Origin of the sequence: Aeromonas veronii (assembly GCF_040215105.1) — a bacterium.
In the GTDB taxonomy this organism is placed as follows: Bacteria; Pseudomonadota; Gammaproteobacteria; order Enterobacterales; family Aeromonadaceae; genus Aeromonas; species Aeromonas veronii_G.
In genome coordinates, this window is the sequence record NZ_CP157875.1 from 234,739 (window position 1) to 251,157 (window position 16,419).

Annotated in this window: 13 protein-coding genes; 6 read left to right on the plus strand and 7 right to left on the minus strand. The window is 63.9% G+C overall.

All coding sequences use genetic code 11. The features are described 5' to 3' along the window. Positions 1-121: 121 nt before the first annotated feature. Positions 122-559 (plus strand): D-aminoacyl-tRNA deacylase, encoded by a 438-nt coding sequence (dtd, locus tag ABNP46_RS01095; protein ID WP_349920626.1) that lies wholly within the window; start codon positions 122-124, stop codon positions 557-559. A gap of 123 nt (positions 560-682) precedes the next feature. On the opposite strand, the gene ABNP46_RS01100 is transcribed toward dtd, so the two are convergent. Beyond that, entirely contained in the window at positions 683-1,348 is a 666-nt protein-coding gene (locus ABNP46_RS01100) for a spermidine synthase (RefSeq protein WP_349920627.1), read from the minus strand. Positions 1,349-1,521: 173 nt separating this feature from the next. Between ABNP46_RS01100 and ABNP46_RS01110 the strand changes: the two genes are divergently transcribed. Beyond that, entirely contained in the window at positions 1,522-2,430 is a 909-nt protein-coding gene (locus ABNP46_RS01110; protein WP_349920628.1) for a bifunctional GNAT family N-acetyltransferase/hotdog fold thioesterase, read from the plus strand. 53 nt (positions 2,431-2,483) lie between these two features. On the opposite strand, the gene ABNP46_RS01115 is transcribed toward ABNP46_RS01110, so the two are convergent. The 4 genes from ABNP46_RS01115 to gntU all read right to left on the minus strand — a co-directional run bounded on the left by ABNP46_RS01115 (position 2,484) and on the right by gntU (position 9,735). Then, positions 2,484-4,559, minus strand: coding sequence for an AsmA-like C-terminal region-containing protein (locus tag ABNP46_RS01115; RefSeq protein WP_349920629.1), 2,076 nt, complete (start codon positions 4,557-4,559; stop codon positions 2,484-2,486). Between the two features lie 74 nt (positions 4,560-4,633). Next, positions 4,634-6,703 (minus strand): ATP-dependent DNA helicase RecG, encoded by a 2,070-nt coding sequence (gene recG / locus ABNP46_RS01120; RefSeq protein ID WP_349920630.1) that lies wholly within the window; start codon positions 6,701-6,703, stop codon positions 4,634-4,636. 193 nt (positions 6,704-6,896) lie between these two features. Then, positions 6,897-8,246 carry a CDP-diacylglycerol--serine O-phosphatidyltransferase gene (gene pssA, locus ABNP46_RS01125; RefSeq protein WP_349920631.1) on the minus strand — a complete coding sequence of 450 codons (1,350 nt, stop codon included), beginning with the start codon at positions 8,244-8,246 and terminating at the stop codon, positions 6,897-6,899. A gap of 148 nt (positions 8,247-8,394) precedes the next feature. Beyond that, complete coding sequence (gene gntU, locus ABNP46_RS01130) at positions 8,395-9,735, minus strand: gluconate transporter (protein ID WP_349920632.1); 1,341 nt, start codon at positions 9,733-9,735, stop codon at positions 8,395-8,397. Between the two features lie 245 nt (positions 9,736-9,980). Between gntU and ABNP46_RS01135 the strand changes: the two genes are divergently transcribed. The 3 genes from ABNP46_RS01135 to ABNP46_RS01145 all read left to right on the plus strand — a co-directional run bounded on the left by ABNP46_RS01135 (position 9,981) and on the right by ABNP46_RS01145 (position 12,999). Beyond that, positions 9,981-10,490, plus strand: coding sequence for a gluconokinase (locus ABNP46_RS01135; RefSeq protein ID WP_349920633.1), 510 nt, complete (start codon positions 9,981-9,983; stop codon positions 10,488-10,490). Positions 10,491-10,551: 61 nt separating this feature from the next. Further along, positions 10,552-12,348: a phosphogluconate dehydratase gene (edd, locus tag ABNP46_RS01140; RefSeq protein WP_349920634.1), complete on the plus strand. Its 1,797-nt coding sequence runs from the start codon at positions 10,552-10,554 to the stop codon at positions 12,346-12,348. 9 nt (positions 12,349-12,357) lie between these two features. Next, complete coding sequence (locus ABNP46_RS01145; RefSeq protein ID WP_349920635.1) at positions 12,358-12,999, plus strand: bifunctional 4-hydroxy-2-oxoglutarate aldolase/2-dehydro-3-deoxy-phosphogluconate aldolase; 642 nt, start codon at positions 12,358-12,360, stop codon at positions 12,997-12,999. Between the two features lie 125 nt (positions 13,000-13,124). Here the strand turns inward: ABNP46_RS01145 and ABNP46_RS01150 are convergent, their stop codons facing one another. Further along, entirely contained in the window at positions 13,125-14,132 is a 1,008-nt protein-coding gene (locus ABNP46_RS01150; protein WP_349920636.1) for a substrate-binding domain-containing protein, read from the minus strand. 87 nt (positions 14,133-14,219) lie between these two features. On the opposite strand from ABNP46_RS01150, the gene ABNP46_RS01155 reads away from it, so the two are divergent. Beyond that, a complete protein-coding gene (locus tag ABNP46_RS01155; RefSeq protein WP_349920637.1) occupies positions 14,220-14,870 on the plus strand; it encodes a Qnr family pentapeptide repeat protein in 651 nt (216 codons plus the stop codon). Between the two features lie 143 nt (positions 14,871-15,013). Here the strand turns inward: ABNP46_RS01155 and ABNP46_RS01160 are convergent, their stop codons facing one another. After that, complete coding sequence (locus ABNP46_RS01160) at positions 15,014-16,414, minus strand: peptidoglycan DD-metalloendopeptidase family protein (protein WP_349920638.1); 1,401 nt, start codon at positions 16,412-16,414, stop codon at positions 15,014-15,016. Positions 16,415-16,419 lie beyond the last annotated feature (5 nt).

Here is a 16,419-nt window from a genome sequence, read left to right on the forward strand (position 1 = left end):
CCATCCCGCGGGAGGAGATGCGCAAGGCTGATGTGACATTGGCCTGCGCCCATCGCTTATTGTTACCATCAACGACCGCCAGCTGGCGGTCGTTTCTTTCCCACAGATGAAGGAGTTGCGGGTGATTGCATTGATCCAACGGGTTGCCGAGGCCAGCGTGACGGTGGACGGCGAGGTGGTGGGCACCATCGAGGGGGGGCTGCTGGTACTGCTCGGGGTCGAGCAGGGGGATGATGAGGCCAAGGCCGACAAGCTGCTGCACAAGGTGAGCGGCTATCGCATCTTCTCCGACGAGAACGGCAAGATGAACCTCAACGTCGGTCAGGCCGGCGGCAGCCTGCTGGTGGTCTCCCAGTTCACCCTGGCGGCGGATACCGGCAAGGGGATGCGGCCGAGCTTCTCCGGCGGCGCGCACCCGGTGGAGGCGGAGCGCCTCTATGACTATTTCGTGGACAAGGCGCGGGAGAGCGGTCTGCCAACCGAGAGCGGCCGTTTCGCCGCCGACATGAAGGTGCGGCTGCTCAATGACGGTCCCGTGACCTTCTGGCTGCAGGTCTAACTGCTACCTTTCATGCTGCCAAAGGCTGTTTTTATGGCGTTTTGTATGGCAGAAATTCGCTGTGCAATACATAACCACTGCCTGCCAGAGTGCGATCCCGGTGTGTCGGTACGTTTTCAGCCACTATGAGCCGTGATGGGGCTCGCGGGTAGTGTGCAGGATGACATTGCGGTAGCCGGGCACGGCATGCAGTTCGGTGGGACCGACCCACTCCCTCGCCAGTCGCAGGGCCTGCGCTTGTTCGAGCTGGGTGCGTGGCAGCAGGTTGATGATGAGGGTGCCCGCGAGGCGCTGGGCCAGGGCCTGGTAGAGAGGCGCCTGGAACAGCAGCAGGGGATTGCCGTCCTGGCTGAACAGATCCAACAGCACCAGATCGTAGCGCTCCTGATGCTGGAGCAGGAAGTGGAGTGCATCGGCCTGGTGCAGCCGGGGGGTTCGCAGGGCCGAGGGTTGAAAGAACTGCTGGAACAGGGTGAGGATCTCGGCGTCCAGATCCACGCAATCGTGCGCGGCCTCGGGCCAGCGGGCCGCCAGATGGCGGGTGAGATCGCCGCCGCCGAGGCCCAGTTCCAGGATCCGGTTCGCCCGTTCGGGCAGGTGTACGGCAATGCTGCGTTGATGGGGCAGGCAGAGGCGGTCAGGCTGGGCGAGGCTCATGGCTGACTGCACCACGCCGTCCATTTCCAGCCAGCGATGCTGACCATTTTCCAGGATGCTGAGGCGGCGCTCGGGTTTGACACTGAGGTGCAATAAGTGATCGGCTTGGTACGCTTGCAGATTGAAGTCCATGAATTTGCACGGCAAGATGGTTTTCGACCAGTGTAACTCAAGGATGTATCTATGTACCGGGTGGTCACCCCCCAAACGGCAGCCGAGCTGGATGCTTACTACCAGTGGCGTTGGGAGGCATTGGTGCGTAAGCCTTTCATTCTGCCCTGCGGCGCTAACTCAAGGATCGCTTTATGTACCGGGTAGTCACCCCCCAAACGGCAGCCGAGCTGGATGCTTACTACCAACTGCGCTGGGAGCTACTGCGCAAGCCCTTCAATTTGCCCATCGGCTCCGAGCGGGACGAATATGACACCGTCGCCATCCACCGTCTGATGCTGGCGGAAGACGATACCCCCATCGCCGTCGGTCGCCTGTTCGTCGGGGGGGACGAGGCCCAGATCCGCTTCATGGCATTGCGCCCCGAGTACCGGGGCCAGGGACTCGGGGCCCGCATGGTGGAAGACCTCGAACAGCTCGCCCGGGACGAGAAGGTGAAGCGGCTGGTGATGAACGCCCGCCAGGAGGCGGTGGAGTTCTACCGTCGCTGCGGTTTTCTGGAGGTGGGGGAAGGCCCCGTCTCCTTCGGCCGCATCCCCCATCGGCAGATGATCAAGTCCCTGAGTCCTTTGCAGACCATCCAGTACCGATCGGAGTGGTGTCAGGATCTCACCACCCGCTGGTCGCGGGGCATCCCCATCAGTGAGAAGATGGGAGTCCACATCACCCATTACGACGGGCAGACCTTCCACCTCAAGGCCAACCTGGCGGCCAACCTCAATGTGCACGACACCATGTTCGCCGGCAGCATTTATAGCCAGTGCGTGCTGGCGGGGTGGGGCCTCATCTGGTTGCAGCTCAAGGAGGCCGGACTGGGCGGTGACATAGTGCTGGCGGAGGGGAACATCAAATATTACCGTCCGGTGAGCGAGGAGCCGGAAGCCAGGGTGGCCCGAGAGGGGATGCCCGCGGTGCTGGATCCCCTCAAGAACAAGGAGTCCGCCAAGTTCAGCCTGAGGGTGCAGCTGTTCAGCGGCCGCAAGCTGGCGGTGGAGTTTTCCGGTCAGTATGTGGTGCAACCCATCAAGCGGGCTGGCCAGTAGATTGATCTTGCCGACCTGCTGACGACAAGGCCTCATGATGAGGCCTTGTTCGTTTATGGCGTTGGTTGGGGCGCTGGTTTGGGCTGGGCCGGGCGCCAGAGCGGGCTGCTGTTGCCCTGTGCAGGGTAGCGAACCCCGGGCTCCCAGCCGCAGGCGTTCTGCCCGGTGGGGAAGCGCCACTCCAGAGTCGGGGCATCGAGGGGGCCGCGCCACTGGGCCAGCAGCTCGGCGCAGCGTTGCTTGTTCAGCACCCCGAGATCCAGCTGCCACTCGCTCTTGGCAAGATCCAGCCCGCCCTGCAGGGCGAGCAGGTGGGTGATGGTGGAGGCGCCGGCCTGTTCGACTGTCACCTTGCCCTGCTCGGCCCTGGCCTGCAGTGTGATGTGGTAGAAGGGGGTATCCCCTCTTTGCAGCGCCTGCCACAGCGCCTCTGGCGTCATGGTGGGTGCCTGGGGTTCCTTGAACCACTCATCCAGCAGGGGATCTATCCCTACCTTGTCCCAGAAGGGATCCTTGGCATCCAGGCTGAGGCTGCCCTGCAGGGTGTTGCGCCAGCTGTCCGGAGTCTCCCCTGTCACGGCCTGCAGATCGGCGCTGATGTCCAGCTTGCCCGCCACCGAGAGGGGGGAGGGCTTGTCCGGATGTAGCAAGCTGTTCCACTGCTCCATATCCAGCTGCTTGCCCTGCAGTTGCAGTCGGCTGCTCTGGCCCGGCTCCTTGCCCCATTGGCCGCTCAGGGTGAGGGAGCCCTCGTCAGGCAGGGTGGTCGAGAGGCGGTTGAGTTGCCAGGAGCTGGGGGTCAGCTCCCCATCCAGCTCGCCGTTGCGGGCACTGAGGCCGTCCCACACCAGTTCGAACCATTTGCTCTCCACCCGGGTGCGGCCAAGCAGGGGGCCCGGCTGATTGCCCCGCAGGCTGAGATCGGTCAGGTAAAACTGCCAGCCGGTCAGGGAGAGTGGCAGCGCATCGTCGAAGGAGAGCACCTTCAGCTTGTCGAAGGTGAGCTTGCGCACGTCGATCTGCTGGGGGCGCCAGCCTTGCCAGTCCTGCCACCAACCGTCTGGCAGGCTGATGTCCATGGCGTTCAGGCTCATCTCCTTGAGGGTGAGCCGCTGCAGATCCGGGTCCAGCGCCAGCTCCAGATTGAACTCCCCTTCATAAGCCTTGCCCTGCAATTCGGCATCGTATTGCTGGGGCGAGAAGGCGAGCCGTCCCTTGATCGCCTCCAGCTGGAACAGGCCGCGGCCGAAGTCCGCCAGGGTGCCGGTGAGGTAGCCGCTGGGACGATGGCCGGCCTGCCAGTCGAAGGCGGTCAGCTGGCCGTTGAAGTTGTTGAAGGCGAGCTCCTGGTTGATGGCATTGACGCTGAGCTGCTCGAACTGGCCCTTGTCCAGGCTTATCTTGCGCAAGGGGAAGCTGCCTTGCGGGATATCGCCGAGCTCGACTCGCATGGCGCGCGCCTTGAGAGCGTGCAGTTGCAGGCTGCGAGCAGGCCAGTCGAGCACCATGCCGGTTGCAAGCCCGCCGTCGAACAGGCTGGCGGTGAGCTTGTCGGTGCTGAGCACCTGGGCTTCCAGTCGCCCCGTCAGGTTGAGGCGAGCCAGGGTGAACTGGGGCACTTCCAGCTGATTGATGGCTAGGGTCAGATTGGCCTGGGGCTGGCGTTTAGGATCGATCAGTTCCCAGTCGCTCAGAGTGGCGCTCAGGCCACGCAGGGTCAGCTCCGGACTCAGCAAGCTGAGATTGTCGACGGTGCTGTCGCTGATGGTGAGGGTGCGCACCGGCAGGGTGGGCAGCTGGTTGGGGAGCGGCAGCTTGATGACGGGGCGGATGAGATCCAGGTGGGCGATGCGCACGTCCCGGTTCAGCCAGTCGATGTTGTCTATCTCCAGATAGATCTTGTCGAGCTGCACCGCATCTCCGTAGTGCACCTGCTCCGCCAGCAGGGTGTAGGGATGGAGCGGATTGAACACCAGCCGGCCTATGCTGACCGGCACCCCGGTCTGCTGGCTCAGCCAGTCGGCGATGGGGCCCTTGGCACGATCGGCATCGAACAGGCCAAGCCCCATCCAGACGAAGAGCAACAGGAAGGCAAAGAGATAGAGCAGGGCGCGTAGCCAGGAATTCATCGGTGCTTTTCTCCTGTTTCTATGGGCCGGTCAGGCGTTGGCATAGTGAGCCTGCAGGTCAAACCGGTGACGGATCAGGCATTGGAATAGTGATCCCGCAAGCCGAGCCAGCGCCGGATCAAGGGTTCGACATGGCTCGGGTGCTTGTCCATCAGGAAGCGAGCCATCTTCTGCACCTGGGGGATCAGCGGCTGGTCCCGCACCAGGTCGGCAATCTTGAGATCCGCCAGCCCGGTCTGGCGAGTGCCGAGCAGTTCTCCCGGCCCGCGCAGCTCCAGATCCCGCTGGGCGATGAGGAAACCGTCGTTGGTCTCGCGCAGCACCCCGAGCCGGCTCTGGGCCGTCTTGGAGAGCGGGGCGTGATAGAGCAGCACGCAGTGGGAGGCCACCGATCCCCGCCCGACACGGCCGCGCAGCTGGTGCAACTGGGCCAGCCCGAGTCGCTCCGGGTTCTCGATGATCATCAGGCTGGCGTTCGGCACATCCACCCCCACCTCGATGACGGTGGTGGCGACCAGCAGTTGCAGGATGCCTGCCTTGAACTCCTCCATCACCCGCTGCTTCTCGACGGGACGCATGCGGCCATGTACCAGGCCGATATGCAGACCGGGCAATCGGGTTTGCAGTTCGGTGGCGGTATCCTCGGCGGCCTGGCATTCCAGCGCCTCGGACTCCTCGATCAGGGTGCAGACCCAGTAAGCCTGCTTGCCCTCCTCGCAGGCCAGCCTGACCCGTTCTATCACATCGTCCCGGCGGCTGTCCGGCAGGGCGACCGTGGTGATGGGGGTGCGGCCCGGCGGCAGCTCATCGATGATGGAGGTATCGAGATCCGCATAGGCGGTCATCGCCAGAGTGCGGGGGATGGGGGTGGCGGTCATGATCAGCTGATGGGGGTGTACCCCCTCCCGTTCCCCTTTCTCCCGCAGGGCGAGGCGCTGGTGCACCCCGAATCTGTGCTGTTCGTCGATGATGACCAGAGCCAGTCGCTGGAACACCACCTGCTCCTGGAAGATGGCGTGGGTGCCCACCACCATCTTGACGCTGCCGTCGGCAATGGCGGCGAGCGCCTCTTCCCGCGCCTTGCCCTTCTGCTTGCCAGCCAGCCAGCCGACCTTGATGCCGAGCGGTGCCAGCCAGTTGGCGAAGTTGATGGCATGCTGCTCCGCCAGCAGCTCGGTCGGGGCCATCAGCCCCACCTGGCAGCCGTTGCCGATGGCCTGCAGGGCGGCGAGCGCCGCGACCAGCGTCTTGCCGGAGCCCACGTCTCCCTGCACCAACCGCATCATGGGGTAGGGGCGCTGCAAGTCCTGGCTTATCTCCGCCACCACCCGGTTCTGGGCCCCGGTCGGTTTGAACGGCAGGGCGCCGAGCAGTTGCCTGATCAGGGTGGGAGCGGGCTTGAGGGCGCGGGCGAGCTGGGTCTGGGATTGGGCACGTACCTTCAATACCGAGAGGTTGTGGGCCAGCAGCTCTTCCAGCACCAGCCGCTGCTGGGCCGGATGCTGGCCGCTCTCCAGCAACGCCAGCACCACCGAGGGAGGTGGGCGATGCAGCAGACGCAGGGCGGCGGCGAGTTCGATCTGATGGGGATAGAGGCCGGCAGGCAGCAGTTCGTCTACCCCGTAGAGGTCGAGCTGGGCCAGGGCCTGATCGGTGAGGCTGCGCAGGGTCAGCTGGCGCAAGCCTTCCGTGGTGGGATAGACGGGGGTGAGGGCATCCTCGGTCTGGCCGGCCTGCTCCTCGCCGAGCAGCTTGTACTCGGGGTGGGCCATCTCCAGCCCGTATTTGCCGGGTCTCACTTCGCCAAAGCAGCGGATCAACCTGCCCTGGCCCAGGCTGTTCTTCTGGGCGGCGGTGAAGTTGAAGAAGCGCAGGGTCAGGGTGCCGGTGCCATCGCTGATGCGGCATACCAGCATGCGGCGACGACCCATGACCAGCTGGGTATCCTGGATTTCACCCTCGACCGCGCCGTGCAGACCCGGCGGCAGATCGCCGATGGGCCACACCTGGGTGCGATCCTCGTAACGCAAGGGGAGGTGGAACAGCAGGTCCTGCACGGTGGCGAGTCCCAGCCGTTCGAGTTTCTCCAGCATCTTGCTGCCGACGCCCTTGAGGCTATCGAGGGAGATTTTATCCAATTTCATCAATTAGATGCCCGAAAACACTGTAAATATGTCCAGATGATAGGGGTTATTGATGTTGCGATGCAAGCCGCGTTGCTGTCGCAGAGATGCCGGCAGGGGGCGATGGCGGCAGGCCATGAATGACAAAGGCCCGCCGAAATCGGCAGGCCTTTGGGTGCATGGCTGTGCGCCTGGGATGCAGGCTTCACAGACGTTAGATGATGCGCTTGAGCAACAGGTGTGCCTTGACCCTGTGGATCCGGGCCAGCAGTTTGCGCACCTGATCCGGGTAATCCTGGATCTGCTCAATCTGGTCGAAGCGGCTGATGCGACGGGCATGGGTCAGGATGTTGTCCCGCTCCTCGGCGAAGCGCGCACGCAGATGGTGGTGCTGATCATGCACCAGCAGGCCGTTCTCCAGATCCAGTGCCCAGGCGCGGGGATTGAGGTTGTTGCCGGTGAGCAACGCCCACTCCTCGTCCACGAAGATCCCCTTGAGGTGATAGGAGTTCTTCTCGCAGCACCAGAGCATCAGGTTGAGGCGGCCGCTGTCAATGTGACGCTGGTTGCGCTCGGCAAACTTGCGCAGGTTGGTCTCGTACAGGTAGGGCAACCCACCGATGGTGGAGAACTTCTCCTCCGGCGGGATGAAGAAGTCGTTGGCCGTCTTGTCACCCACGACTATGGTCACCTTGCAACCGCGCTGGAGCAGTGCCTCCACATCCTTGTTCAACTCCTTGGGTGGGTTGAAGTAGGGGGTGCAGATGAAGATCTCCCGCTCCGTGGCCCGTACCAGGTTGCGGATCATCCGGTTGAGCTGGTTGCCGCGCTTGCCCAGGCCCGCCATGGGGGTGATGGCGATCTCCTGGCTGTTGGGCAGTATGGTTTCGAAGCGGTACTGGCTGGTACGCAGTGCCTGTTTGAAGCGACGGATCTGCCCTTTCAGCTGCTTGGCGCCGGGAATGCCGGTGCGATCCAGCCGCTGGACGGCGTCGCTGCGCAGGAAGACGTCATCCACATAGTTGACCATGCTGCGGGTCAGCGCCTGGCTGCGGATCTGGTGATAGCGATCGAAACGGTAGCGATCCTGCTGGTGCAGGTAGATGTCGTTCAGGCTGGCGCCCGAGTAGAGCAGCACATCGTCGAAGATGAAGCCCTTGAGGTGCAGCACCCCGAGCAGCTCGCGCCCCTTTACCGGCACTCCGTAAATTTCGATGGGGTGCTCGTGGCGCGCGGCCATCTCCTGATACAGCAGATGGTTGCCACCCTGCTTGCCCTTACCGATGAGCCCGCGCTGGGCGCGGTGGAAGTCGACGAAGACTTTGACATCGAGGGCCGGGTTGCGTTGCTTGGCGGCGTAGAGGGCGGAGAGGATCTCCCGTCCTGCCTCATCGTCTTGCAGGTAGAGGGCGATCAGATAGATACGCTGGGTCGCACCGGCGATGAGGGAGAGGATCCGGCTCTTGAATTCCTTGGCGCTGCTGAGTACCTGAAACTGATCGGCGGAGACCGCGATCTGGGGCAAACGTGTCAGCGACTGTCGATAATGTGCCGATGAATGCATAGAGAAACCTGATATCACGGGGTTAAGCGTTCCACTCGGGGCAATGAATAGGCGATTCTAACAACCTCACTCCCTCAGCCAAAGTAAAAGAATCATCAAGAAGCTGAAAAAGGCCTCACAACGGAGGCCTTTTCGAGGGGAGATCGCCTTACAGGAAACTGTAGATGATCATCGCCACGATCCCGCCCGTGGTCCCAATGATGGTTTCCATCACGGTCCAGGTTTGCAGGGTCTGCTTCTCGCTGAGGCCGAGGTAGCGGTTGGCCAGCCAGAAGCCGGAGTCGTTGACGTGGGACAGCACGATGGCGCCGCCACCGATGGCGATGGTGATGGTGGCCAGCTGGGCACCGCTCAGGCCGAGGGGTTCCAGCATCGGCAGCACCAGGCCGCAGGCGGTCAGCATGGCGACGGTGGCCGAGCCCTGGATGACCCGCACCGCGGCGGCCAGGATGAAGGCCAGCGCGACTATGGGCAGGCCGGAGTCCGCCAGGGTATTGCCGAGGGCGGCGCCGACACCGGAGTCCACCAGTACCTGCTTGAAGACGCCACCGGCACCGGTCACCAGGATGATGACGCCGGCAGGCTGGATGGCGCTGTTGCAGATGTTCATCACCTCGTCACGGGACATGCCGCGACGCACCCCCAGCAGATAGAAGGCGGCCAGACAGGCGACCATGATGGCGGTGAAGGGGTGGCCGATGAACTCCAGCCAGTCGTGCAAGGTGGAACCTGCCTCCACGAAGCGGCTGACGATGGTCTTGAGGCCGATCAACAGCAGCGGCAGGCCGATGAGGCCCATGGCCAGCCCGAAGGAGGGCAGGGTCTTGCTGTCGTCGTGCACGCTGTTCTGGGCATCGGCGGGGAGGGGGACATCCACCACCTTGCTGATCAGCTGGCCAAACAGCGGGCCCGCCAGGATCATGGCCGGAATGGCGGCGATGAGGCCGAACAGGATCATGTAACCGAAGTCGGCACCCAGCTGGGAGGCCACCAGGATGGGGCCGGGCGCCGGGATCAGGAAGGCCTGGCAGGTGGCGATGCCCGCCAGCAGGGCGATGCCGATCTTCACCACGCTGCCGCCGCCACGGCGGACGATGGCGAAGGCGACGCCGATCAGCAGCACCACGGCCACGTCGAAGAACAGGGGCAGGGCGCAGACAAAGCCGGTGAGGGTCATGGCCCAGCTGGCGCGCTTGACGCCGAAGGTGCCGAGCAGGGTGTGGGCAACCCGGTCGAGGGCACCGGTCACTTCCATCACCTTGCCGAACATGGCGCCAAGGGCCACGACCACGGCAACGAAGCCGAGAGTGCCCCCCATCCCTTTCTGGATGGTGGTGGCGATCTCGGCCGGGTTCATGCCGGCGGCGAGGCCGGCGACCATGGAGACCAAGATGAGGGAGACGACGGCGTGCAGGCGGGCCTTCATCACCAGAAAGAGCAGCAGCACGATGGAGCCGGCGGCCGTCATGATCAGGGAGAGGTCTGACATTGTTATGCGTTCCTTATTCCAAGTTCGATTGCGATAGCCTGGCGCGCGTTATCCAAGCATATCTACATGATTTGTTTATATTTATTGTTTTATCTCTGCCCCATGCCACTGGCCGGGCGCCGAGACTGTTCAGTCTGTGGCAGACTTCACATTTTTCGTTGTTACCGGTAACATGTTACCGGTAACGTGGTAAGTTAAAACCCATCAACGACACGTTTTTTGAAAAATGAGATAGAGGTCAAACAATGGCGGGCAAGAGCATTATCGTGATGGGTGTGTGTGGTAGCGGCAAATCCAGCGTCGGCCTTCGGGTGGCTGAAATCCTCGGTGCCAAGTTCATCGACGGTGATGACCTGCACCCCCGCGCCAATATCCAGAAGATGGCGGGGGGCAATCCCCTCAACGACGAGGACCGCGCCCCCTGGCTTGAGCGGATCCGTGATGCGGCCTACAGCCTGGAGCAGAAGAACGAGGTGGGCGTGATCGTCTGCTCCGCCCTCAAGCGCCAGTACCGGGATCAGATCCGCGACGGCAACGAATCTGTGCACTTCCTGTTCCTCGACGGCGACCAGCCCCTGATCCTGGAACGGATGCGTGCCCGCAAGGGCCACTTCATGCGAGAGAGCATGGTACAAAGCCAGTTTGATACTCTGGAGCGCCCAGATGGCGAGGCCGGGGTATTCCACATCGATATAGACGGGACCTTCGATCTGGTGGTCGATCGGGCCGTCACGGCACTGGAGCAGGCCCTGTGAGCCGCCCCCTGATCCCGGCGGTTGCCGACCGCCGACCCATGATTTCACCGGAGCAAGCGTCATGATCCATCCCGTGATCCAGGCGGTCACCGACCGTATCCGCGAGCGCAGCCGTACCCGCCGCGCCGCCTTCCAGGCCCGCATCCAACGCCAGGCCGAGCAGGGCAAGACCCGTGCCGCCCTGGCCTGCGGCAACCTTGCCCATGCCGTGGCGGCGTCCAGCTGCGACGAGAAGGGCCGCATCCTCGACATGACCCGGGCCAATGTCGGCATCGTCACCGCCTACAACGACATGCTGAGCGCCCATCAGCCCTATCAGGGCTATCCGGATCAGATCAAGGCGGTGCTGGCCGAGCTCGGCCACAGCGCCCAGGTGGCCGGCGGCGTGCCTGCCATGTGCGATGGCGTCACCCAGGGCCAGCCGGGAATGGACATGTCCCTGTTCTCCCGGGATCTCATCGCCCAGGCGACGGCACTGTCCCTCTCTCACAACACCTTCGATGCGACCCTGCTGCTCGGCATCTGCGACAAGATAGCCCCGGGCCAGATCATGGGGGCGCTCTCCCACGCCCACCTGCCCACCGCCTTCGTCCCCGCCGGCCCCATGGCCAGCGGCATCAGCAACGACGAGAAGGTCAAGGTGCGCCAGCAGTACGCCGCCGGCGAAGTGGGCCGTGATGCCCTGCTGCAGATGGAGTGCGGCGCCTACCACTCGGCCGGTACTTGTACCTTCTACGGCACCGCCAACACCAACCAGCTGGTGTTCGAGGCCATGGGCCTGATGCTGCCGGGCTCCGCCTTCGTGCATCCCCACAGCGCGCTGCGCCGTGCCCTGACCGCCGAGGCGGCCCGCCGCATCAGCGCCATGATCCCGGGCTCCCCGGCCTATCGCCCCCTGATCGAGGTGATTGACGAGCGCGCCCTGGTGAACGGCCTGGTGGCCCTGCTCGCCTCCGGTGGCAGCACCAACCACAGTATCCACATGGTGGCGCTGGCCCGCGCCGCGGGGCTGGAACTGACCTGGGACGATCTCAGCGATCTCTCCGACGTGGTGCCGCTGCTGGTACGCATGTACCCGAACGGCCCGGCGGACGTGAACGCCTTCGAGCAGGCCGGCGCCGTGCCGGGACTGATGCGCCGGTTGGCGCAAGACAACCTGATCCACCTGGATGCCACCCCGACCTTCGGCGAGATGCAGGACTATCTCAGTCGCCCGCAGCTGGTGGATGGCAAGCTGGTGTGGCAACCGGTGGGCGAGAGTACGGATCCGAGTGTCCTCTCTCCTTCCGGCTCAGTGTTCCAGGTCACCGGTGGCACCAAGCTGCTGGCGGGTAACCTGGGCCGCGCCGTGGTCAAGGTCTCTGCGGTGGCGCCGGAATATCGCGTCATCGAGGCCCCGGCCCGGGTCTTCTCCTCCCAGCACGCGGTGGAAGCGGCCTACAAGGCTGGCGGGCTCAATCAGGATGCGGTCATCGTGGTGCGCCACAACGGCCCGGCCGCCAACGGCATGCCGGAGCTGCACAAGCTGATGCCGGTGCTCGGCAACCTGCAAAAGGCGGGTCACAAGGTGGCGCTGGTCACCGATGGCCGCCTGTCCGGGGCTTCCGGCAAGATCCCGGCCGCCATCCACGTCACTCCGGAGGCGCTGCATGGCGGGGCCATCGGCCTGCTGCGTGATGGCGACCTGCTGCGGGTGGATGCCGAAACCGGTACTCTGGATTGCCTGACCGACCTGAGTGGTCGCAGCCAGGCCGAGATTGACCTGACCCTGGAGCAAGAGGGCTGGGGTCGTGAACTGTTCAGCGTGATGCGTCGCGCGGTATCGAGCGCCGAGTGTGGCGCCACCATCTTTGACTGAGGAAGAGCAATGCAAAACTGGAAAGTGACTCCCGCCGAGGTGTTTGCCGCCTCCCCGCTGGTGCCCGTGATGGTCATCAATGAGCTGGATCAGGCCCTGCCCATGGCCAAGGCCCTGCTGGCCGGTGGCATCTCGGTCTTCGAGATCACCCTGCGTACCCCGGTGGCGCTGGATGCCATCGCCCTCATCGCCCGTGAGATGCCGGAAGCCATGGTGGGGGCGGGGACTGTGCTCAACAGCGCCCAGTTCGATGCCGCCGTGGCCGCCGGTGCCCGCTTCGTCATCTCCCCGGGCATGACCCCGGCCCTGCTGGCCCATGCGGCCAAGAGCACGGCGCCGCTGATCCCCGGGGTAGCCACCCCGTCCGAGGTGATGCAGGCGCTGGAAGCCGGGTACGATCACCTGAAGTTCTTCCCGGCCGAGGCCAACGGCGGCACCAAGGCGCTGTCCGCCATCGCCGCCCCCCTGCCCCAGGTCAAGTTCTGCCCGACCGGCGGCATCGGCCCGAAAAACGTGGCCGACTATCTGGCTCTGAAATGTGTCGCCACCGTTGGCGGCTCCTGGATGCTGCCGGCAGAGGCCGTCAAGGCCGGCAACTGGGATGAGGTGACCCGCCTGTCCCGTGAAGCGGTTGAATTGGTTAAACGCTAAGTCTTTATCGTTTAGCAAAACTAAACAGGCCACCCCAGGGTGGCCTGTCGTTTTTCGTGCAAAGCAGGGGAAGCGGGATGTTTTTGTCCCGCCCGCCGCCTCCCGAGGGTCAGGCCGGGCGCCGTTTAACCCAGGCTCTCCCCTTCATAGAGGGAGAAACCCATGTCCCGGCGGTTCTCGGGGTGGGGCTGGCCGCTCAGCCGGGCCAGCAGCATGGCGGCCGCCTCGCGGCCTATCTCCTGGCGCGGGGTGACGATGCTGGCGAGCTTGGGGGTCATGGCATGGCCGATGTCGAGGGCGTTGCTGCCGGCGATGGCGACCTGCTGAGGCACGGGGATCCACTTGGCCTGGCACTGCAGCAGGGCCCCCACCGCCAGGTCATCGTTGGTGCAGAACAGGCCGTCCAGATCCGGATAGCGCACCAACGCCTGGTCCAGCAACTGGCCTCCCAGGGTGAAGGTGGAGGATTGCTCGGTCAGCAGGTGGCGCCCCTCGAGGCCAGCCTCATTCATCGCCTGGTAATAGCCTTCCATCCGCAACTGGGTACGCACATCGAGCCGCGCCCCCAGATAGACCACCTTGCGCCGCCCCCGGCGCAGCATCTCTGTTACCATGGCCCGGGCGGCCGCCCGGTGATCCATGCCGACCACCATGTCGATGGGATCCTGGGGCAGGTCCATGGTCTCCACCACCGGGATGCCGGCGGTGGCGATCATCTTGCGGGTGCGCTCGGTGTGCTGGCTGTCCGAGAGGATCAGGCCATCCACGTTGTAGGAGAGCAGGGAGGCGACCTGCTCTTCTTCTCGCAGCGGGCTGTAGCCGTAGTGGGCCAGCAGGGTCTGGTAGCCGGCGGGACGGGTCACCGATTCGATGCCGTGCACCACGGCGGAGAAGACCTGGTTGGAGAGGGAGGGGATCAGGATGCCGATGGCCTTGCTGGTGGCGTTGGAGAGGATCTCTGGTGCCCGGTTCGGGATGTAGCCCAGGGTCTCCACCGCGGCGGCGACCCGCTCGCGAGTGCCCTCGGCCACGGCCTGGGGATCCCTCAGATAGCGGCTGACGGTCATCTTGGTCACCCCGGTCAGATCGGCGATGTCTTGCAGGGTAGGGCGGCGCTTGCGGGTATCGTTCATCTGGGGGTCCGGCGAGAATGTTACAGGTAACATTAACGGTTTTGGGTAGCAAAGTCAGCCGATGGTGCTGCCGCTGGGAGGTTTCAATTGATAAAGGGCAAGAGCTTCAACGGGAAACGGTTCGAACAGCAGGAGGTGGACGATGAAGATTTCAGCGATTGCCGCTTCATCGACTGCAACTTCTCCTGGCTGGATCTGAGCGAGAGCCGCTTCGTCGACTGCAGTTTCTACGACAGGGAGCACGAACAGGGTTGTCAGCTGCAGGGCTGCGATCTGCGGGAAGCCAGCTTCCTGCGCTGTGACCTCACCCTGGCCGACCTGAGCCGCAGCCAGTGTCTGGGGCTGGAGATGCGAGATTGCCAGGCCATGGGCATCAACTTCGCCAACGCCAGCTTTGCCAACCAGATCACCCGGAAGAGCTACTTCTGCGAGGCGCACCTGACCGGCAACAACTTCAGCTACGGCAACTTCGAGGGCTGCCTGCTGGAGCAGTGCGAACTCGGTGGCAACCGCTGGCAGGGGGCCAATCTGCTGGGGGCCTCCCTCGCGGGATCCGATCTCGGCGGCTCAGCCTTCGGACAGATAGACTGGACCAGCTTCAACCTGCAGGGCTGCGATCTGCGCCAGTGCGATCTGCCGGGTCTGGATCTGCGGCGGGTCAATCTGGAGGGGGTAAAGATCAGCGAGGAGCAGCAGCAGGGCTTGCTGGAGCAGATAGGCCTGATCGTCTTCCCCTAAATGACTGGATGATGTGAGAGATGGGGAGGGCGAACGGCTTGATGAGCCGGCCGGATGGGCAGAATAGTCGGTAAGTTTTCATCATCCTGGCCACCCGCCAACACCAGAAAGCCTGCATCATGCAGGCTTTCGTGAAGGTCAGGTTAGCGTCTGGCGAGCCACTTGGTGGGGTTGATGGCCTCACCCTGATAGCGGATCTCGAAGTAGAGGCCGGGCCTGTCCTGACCACCGCTGTCACCCACTAGGGCCACGGGCTCCCCCTGTTCCACATTCTGGCCGACCTGGCGCAGCAGCGACTGATTGTGACCGTAGAGGCTCATGTAGCCGCGGCCGTGATCGATCACCAGCAGCATGCCGAAGCCGTCCAGCCAGTCTGCGTAGACCACCTGACCCGGGGCGACCGCCTTGACCTGGGTACCTTCACTGGCGCCGATCAGGGTGCCCTTCCATTTCAGTTCGGCGGTGCGCGGCGAGCCGTAGGAGATGAGGATGGGGCCCTGCACCGGCCAGCGCAGGCTGCCGTTGGTCTTGAGGCCGCTGTAGCCATTGCTTGCCTTGGCGCTGTTGCGGGCGGCGGCTTGCTGCTGCGCCACCCGATCCTGCTGTGCGCTGACCCGGCGCTGCTCGGCGGCGAGTCGCTGCTGCTCCCCCACCTTCTGCTGCTGGGCCGCGAGACGCTGTTGCTCGGCGATCCGCTTCTGCTCGGCGGCCAGGCGTTGTGCCTCCAGCTTGCGCTGGCGCTCCTGCTCCGCCTTCAACTTGGCGAGGCGTTCCCGCTCCGCCCGCTCGCGTCGCTCTTTCTCTTCCTGTTGGCGGCGCAGCTCTTCCAGTCGCGCCTTGAGGGCCTTCTCCGCCTTCACCAGCTTGCTCAGCTTCTGCTCGTCATCCTGCACTGATTGCTGCAACTGGTTACGTACGGTGGCGCGGCTCTGCTGGCTGGCCAGCAGGCTCTGGTGGGTGGCTTGCTGCTCGGTGAGCAGGCTCTGCAGCTTGCTCTCGGTCTCCTGGGTGGCCTGCTGGTTGTGGGCCAGCTTGGTGCGGGTCGCACGCAGGGCTTCGATGGCCTCGATACGGGCCTTGTTGAGGTAGTCGAAATAGTCGAGGGCGCGGCTCAGTTTGGCCGGATCCTGCTGATTGAGCAGCAGCTTGAGGTAGTCGTGGTTGCCCGCCTGAAAGGCGCTCTCCGCCTGTCTGGCCAGCAATTGCTTCTGGTGGCTGGCCTGGCGCTCCAGTTCCAGTTTGTCCTGTTGCAGCTTCACCAGCTTCTGCTGGTTCTGTTTCAGCTGCAGCTTGGTCTGATCGAGTTTGGCGGCGGCCGTCGAGATGGCCTGTTCATCCGCCTTGAGCTGGGTATTGAGTTTGGCCAGCTCCTGCTTGCTCAGCCGGATGGTCTTCTGCTGCGCCTTGATTTCGGTCTGCATGGCGCCGAGCTGCTGGTTGGCAGCCTGCGCCTTGCCGGCGCCGCCGAGCAGGCAAAAAAACAGCGCGCCGGCCAACAGGCCGACGCGACTGGTTTTGGTTGAAATAACTTCGCATCCCCGCATGGGGA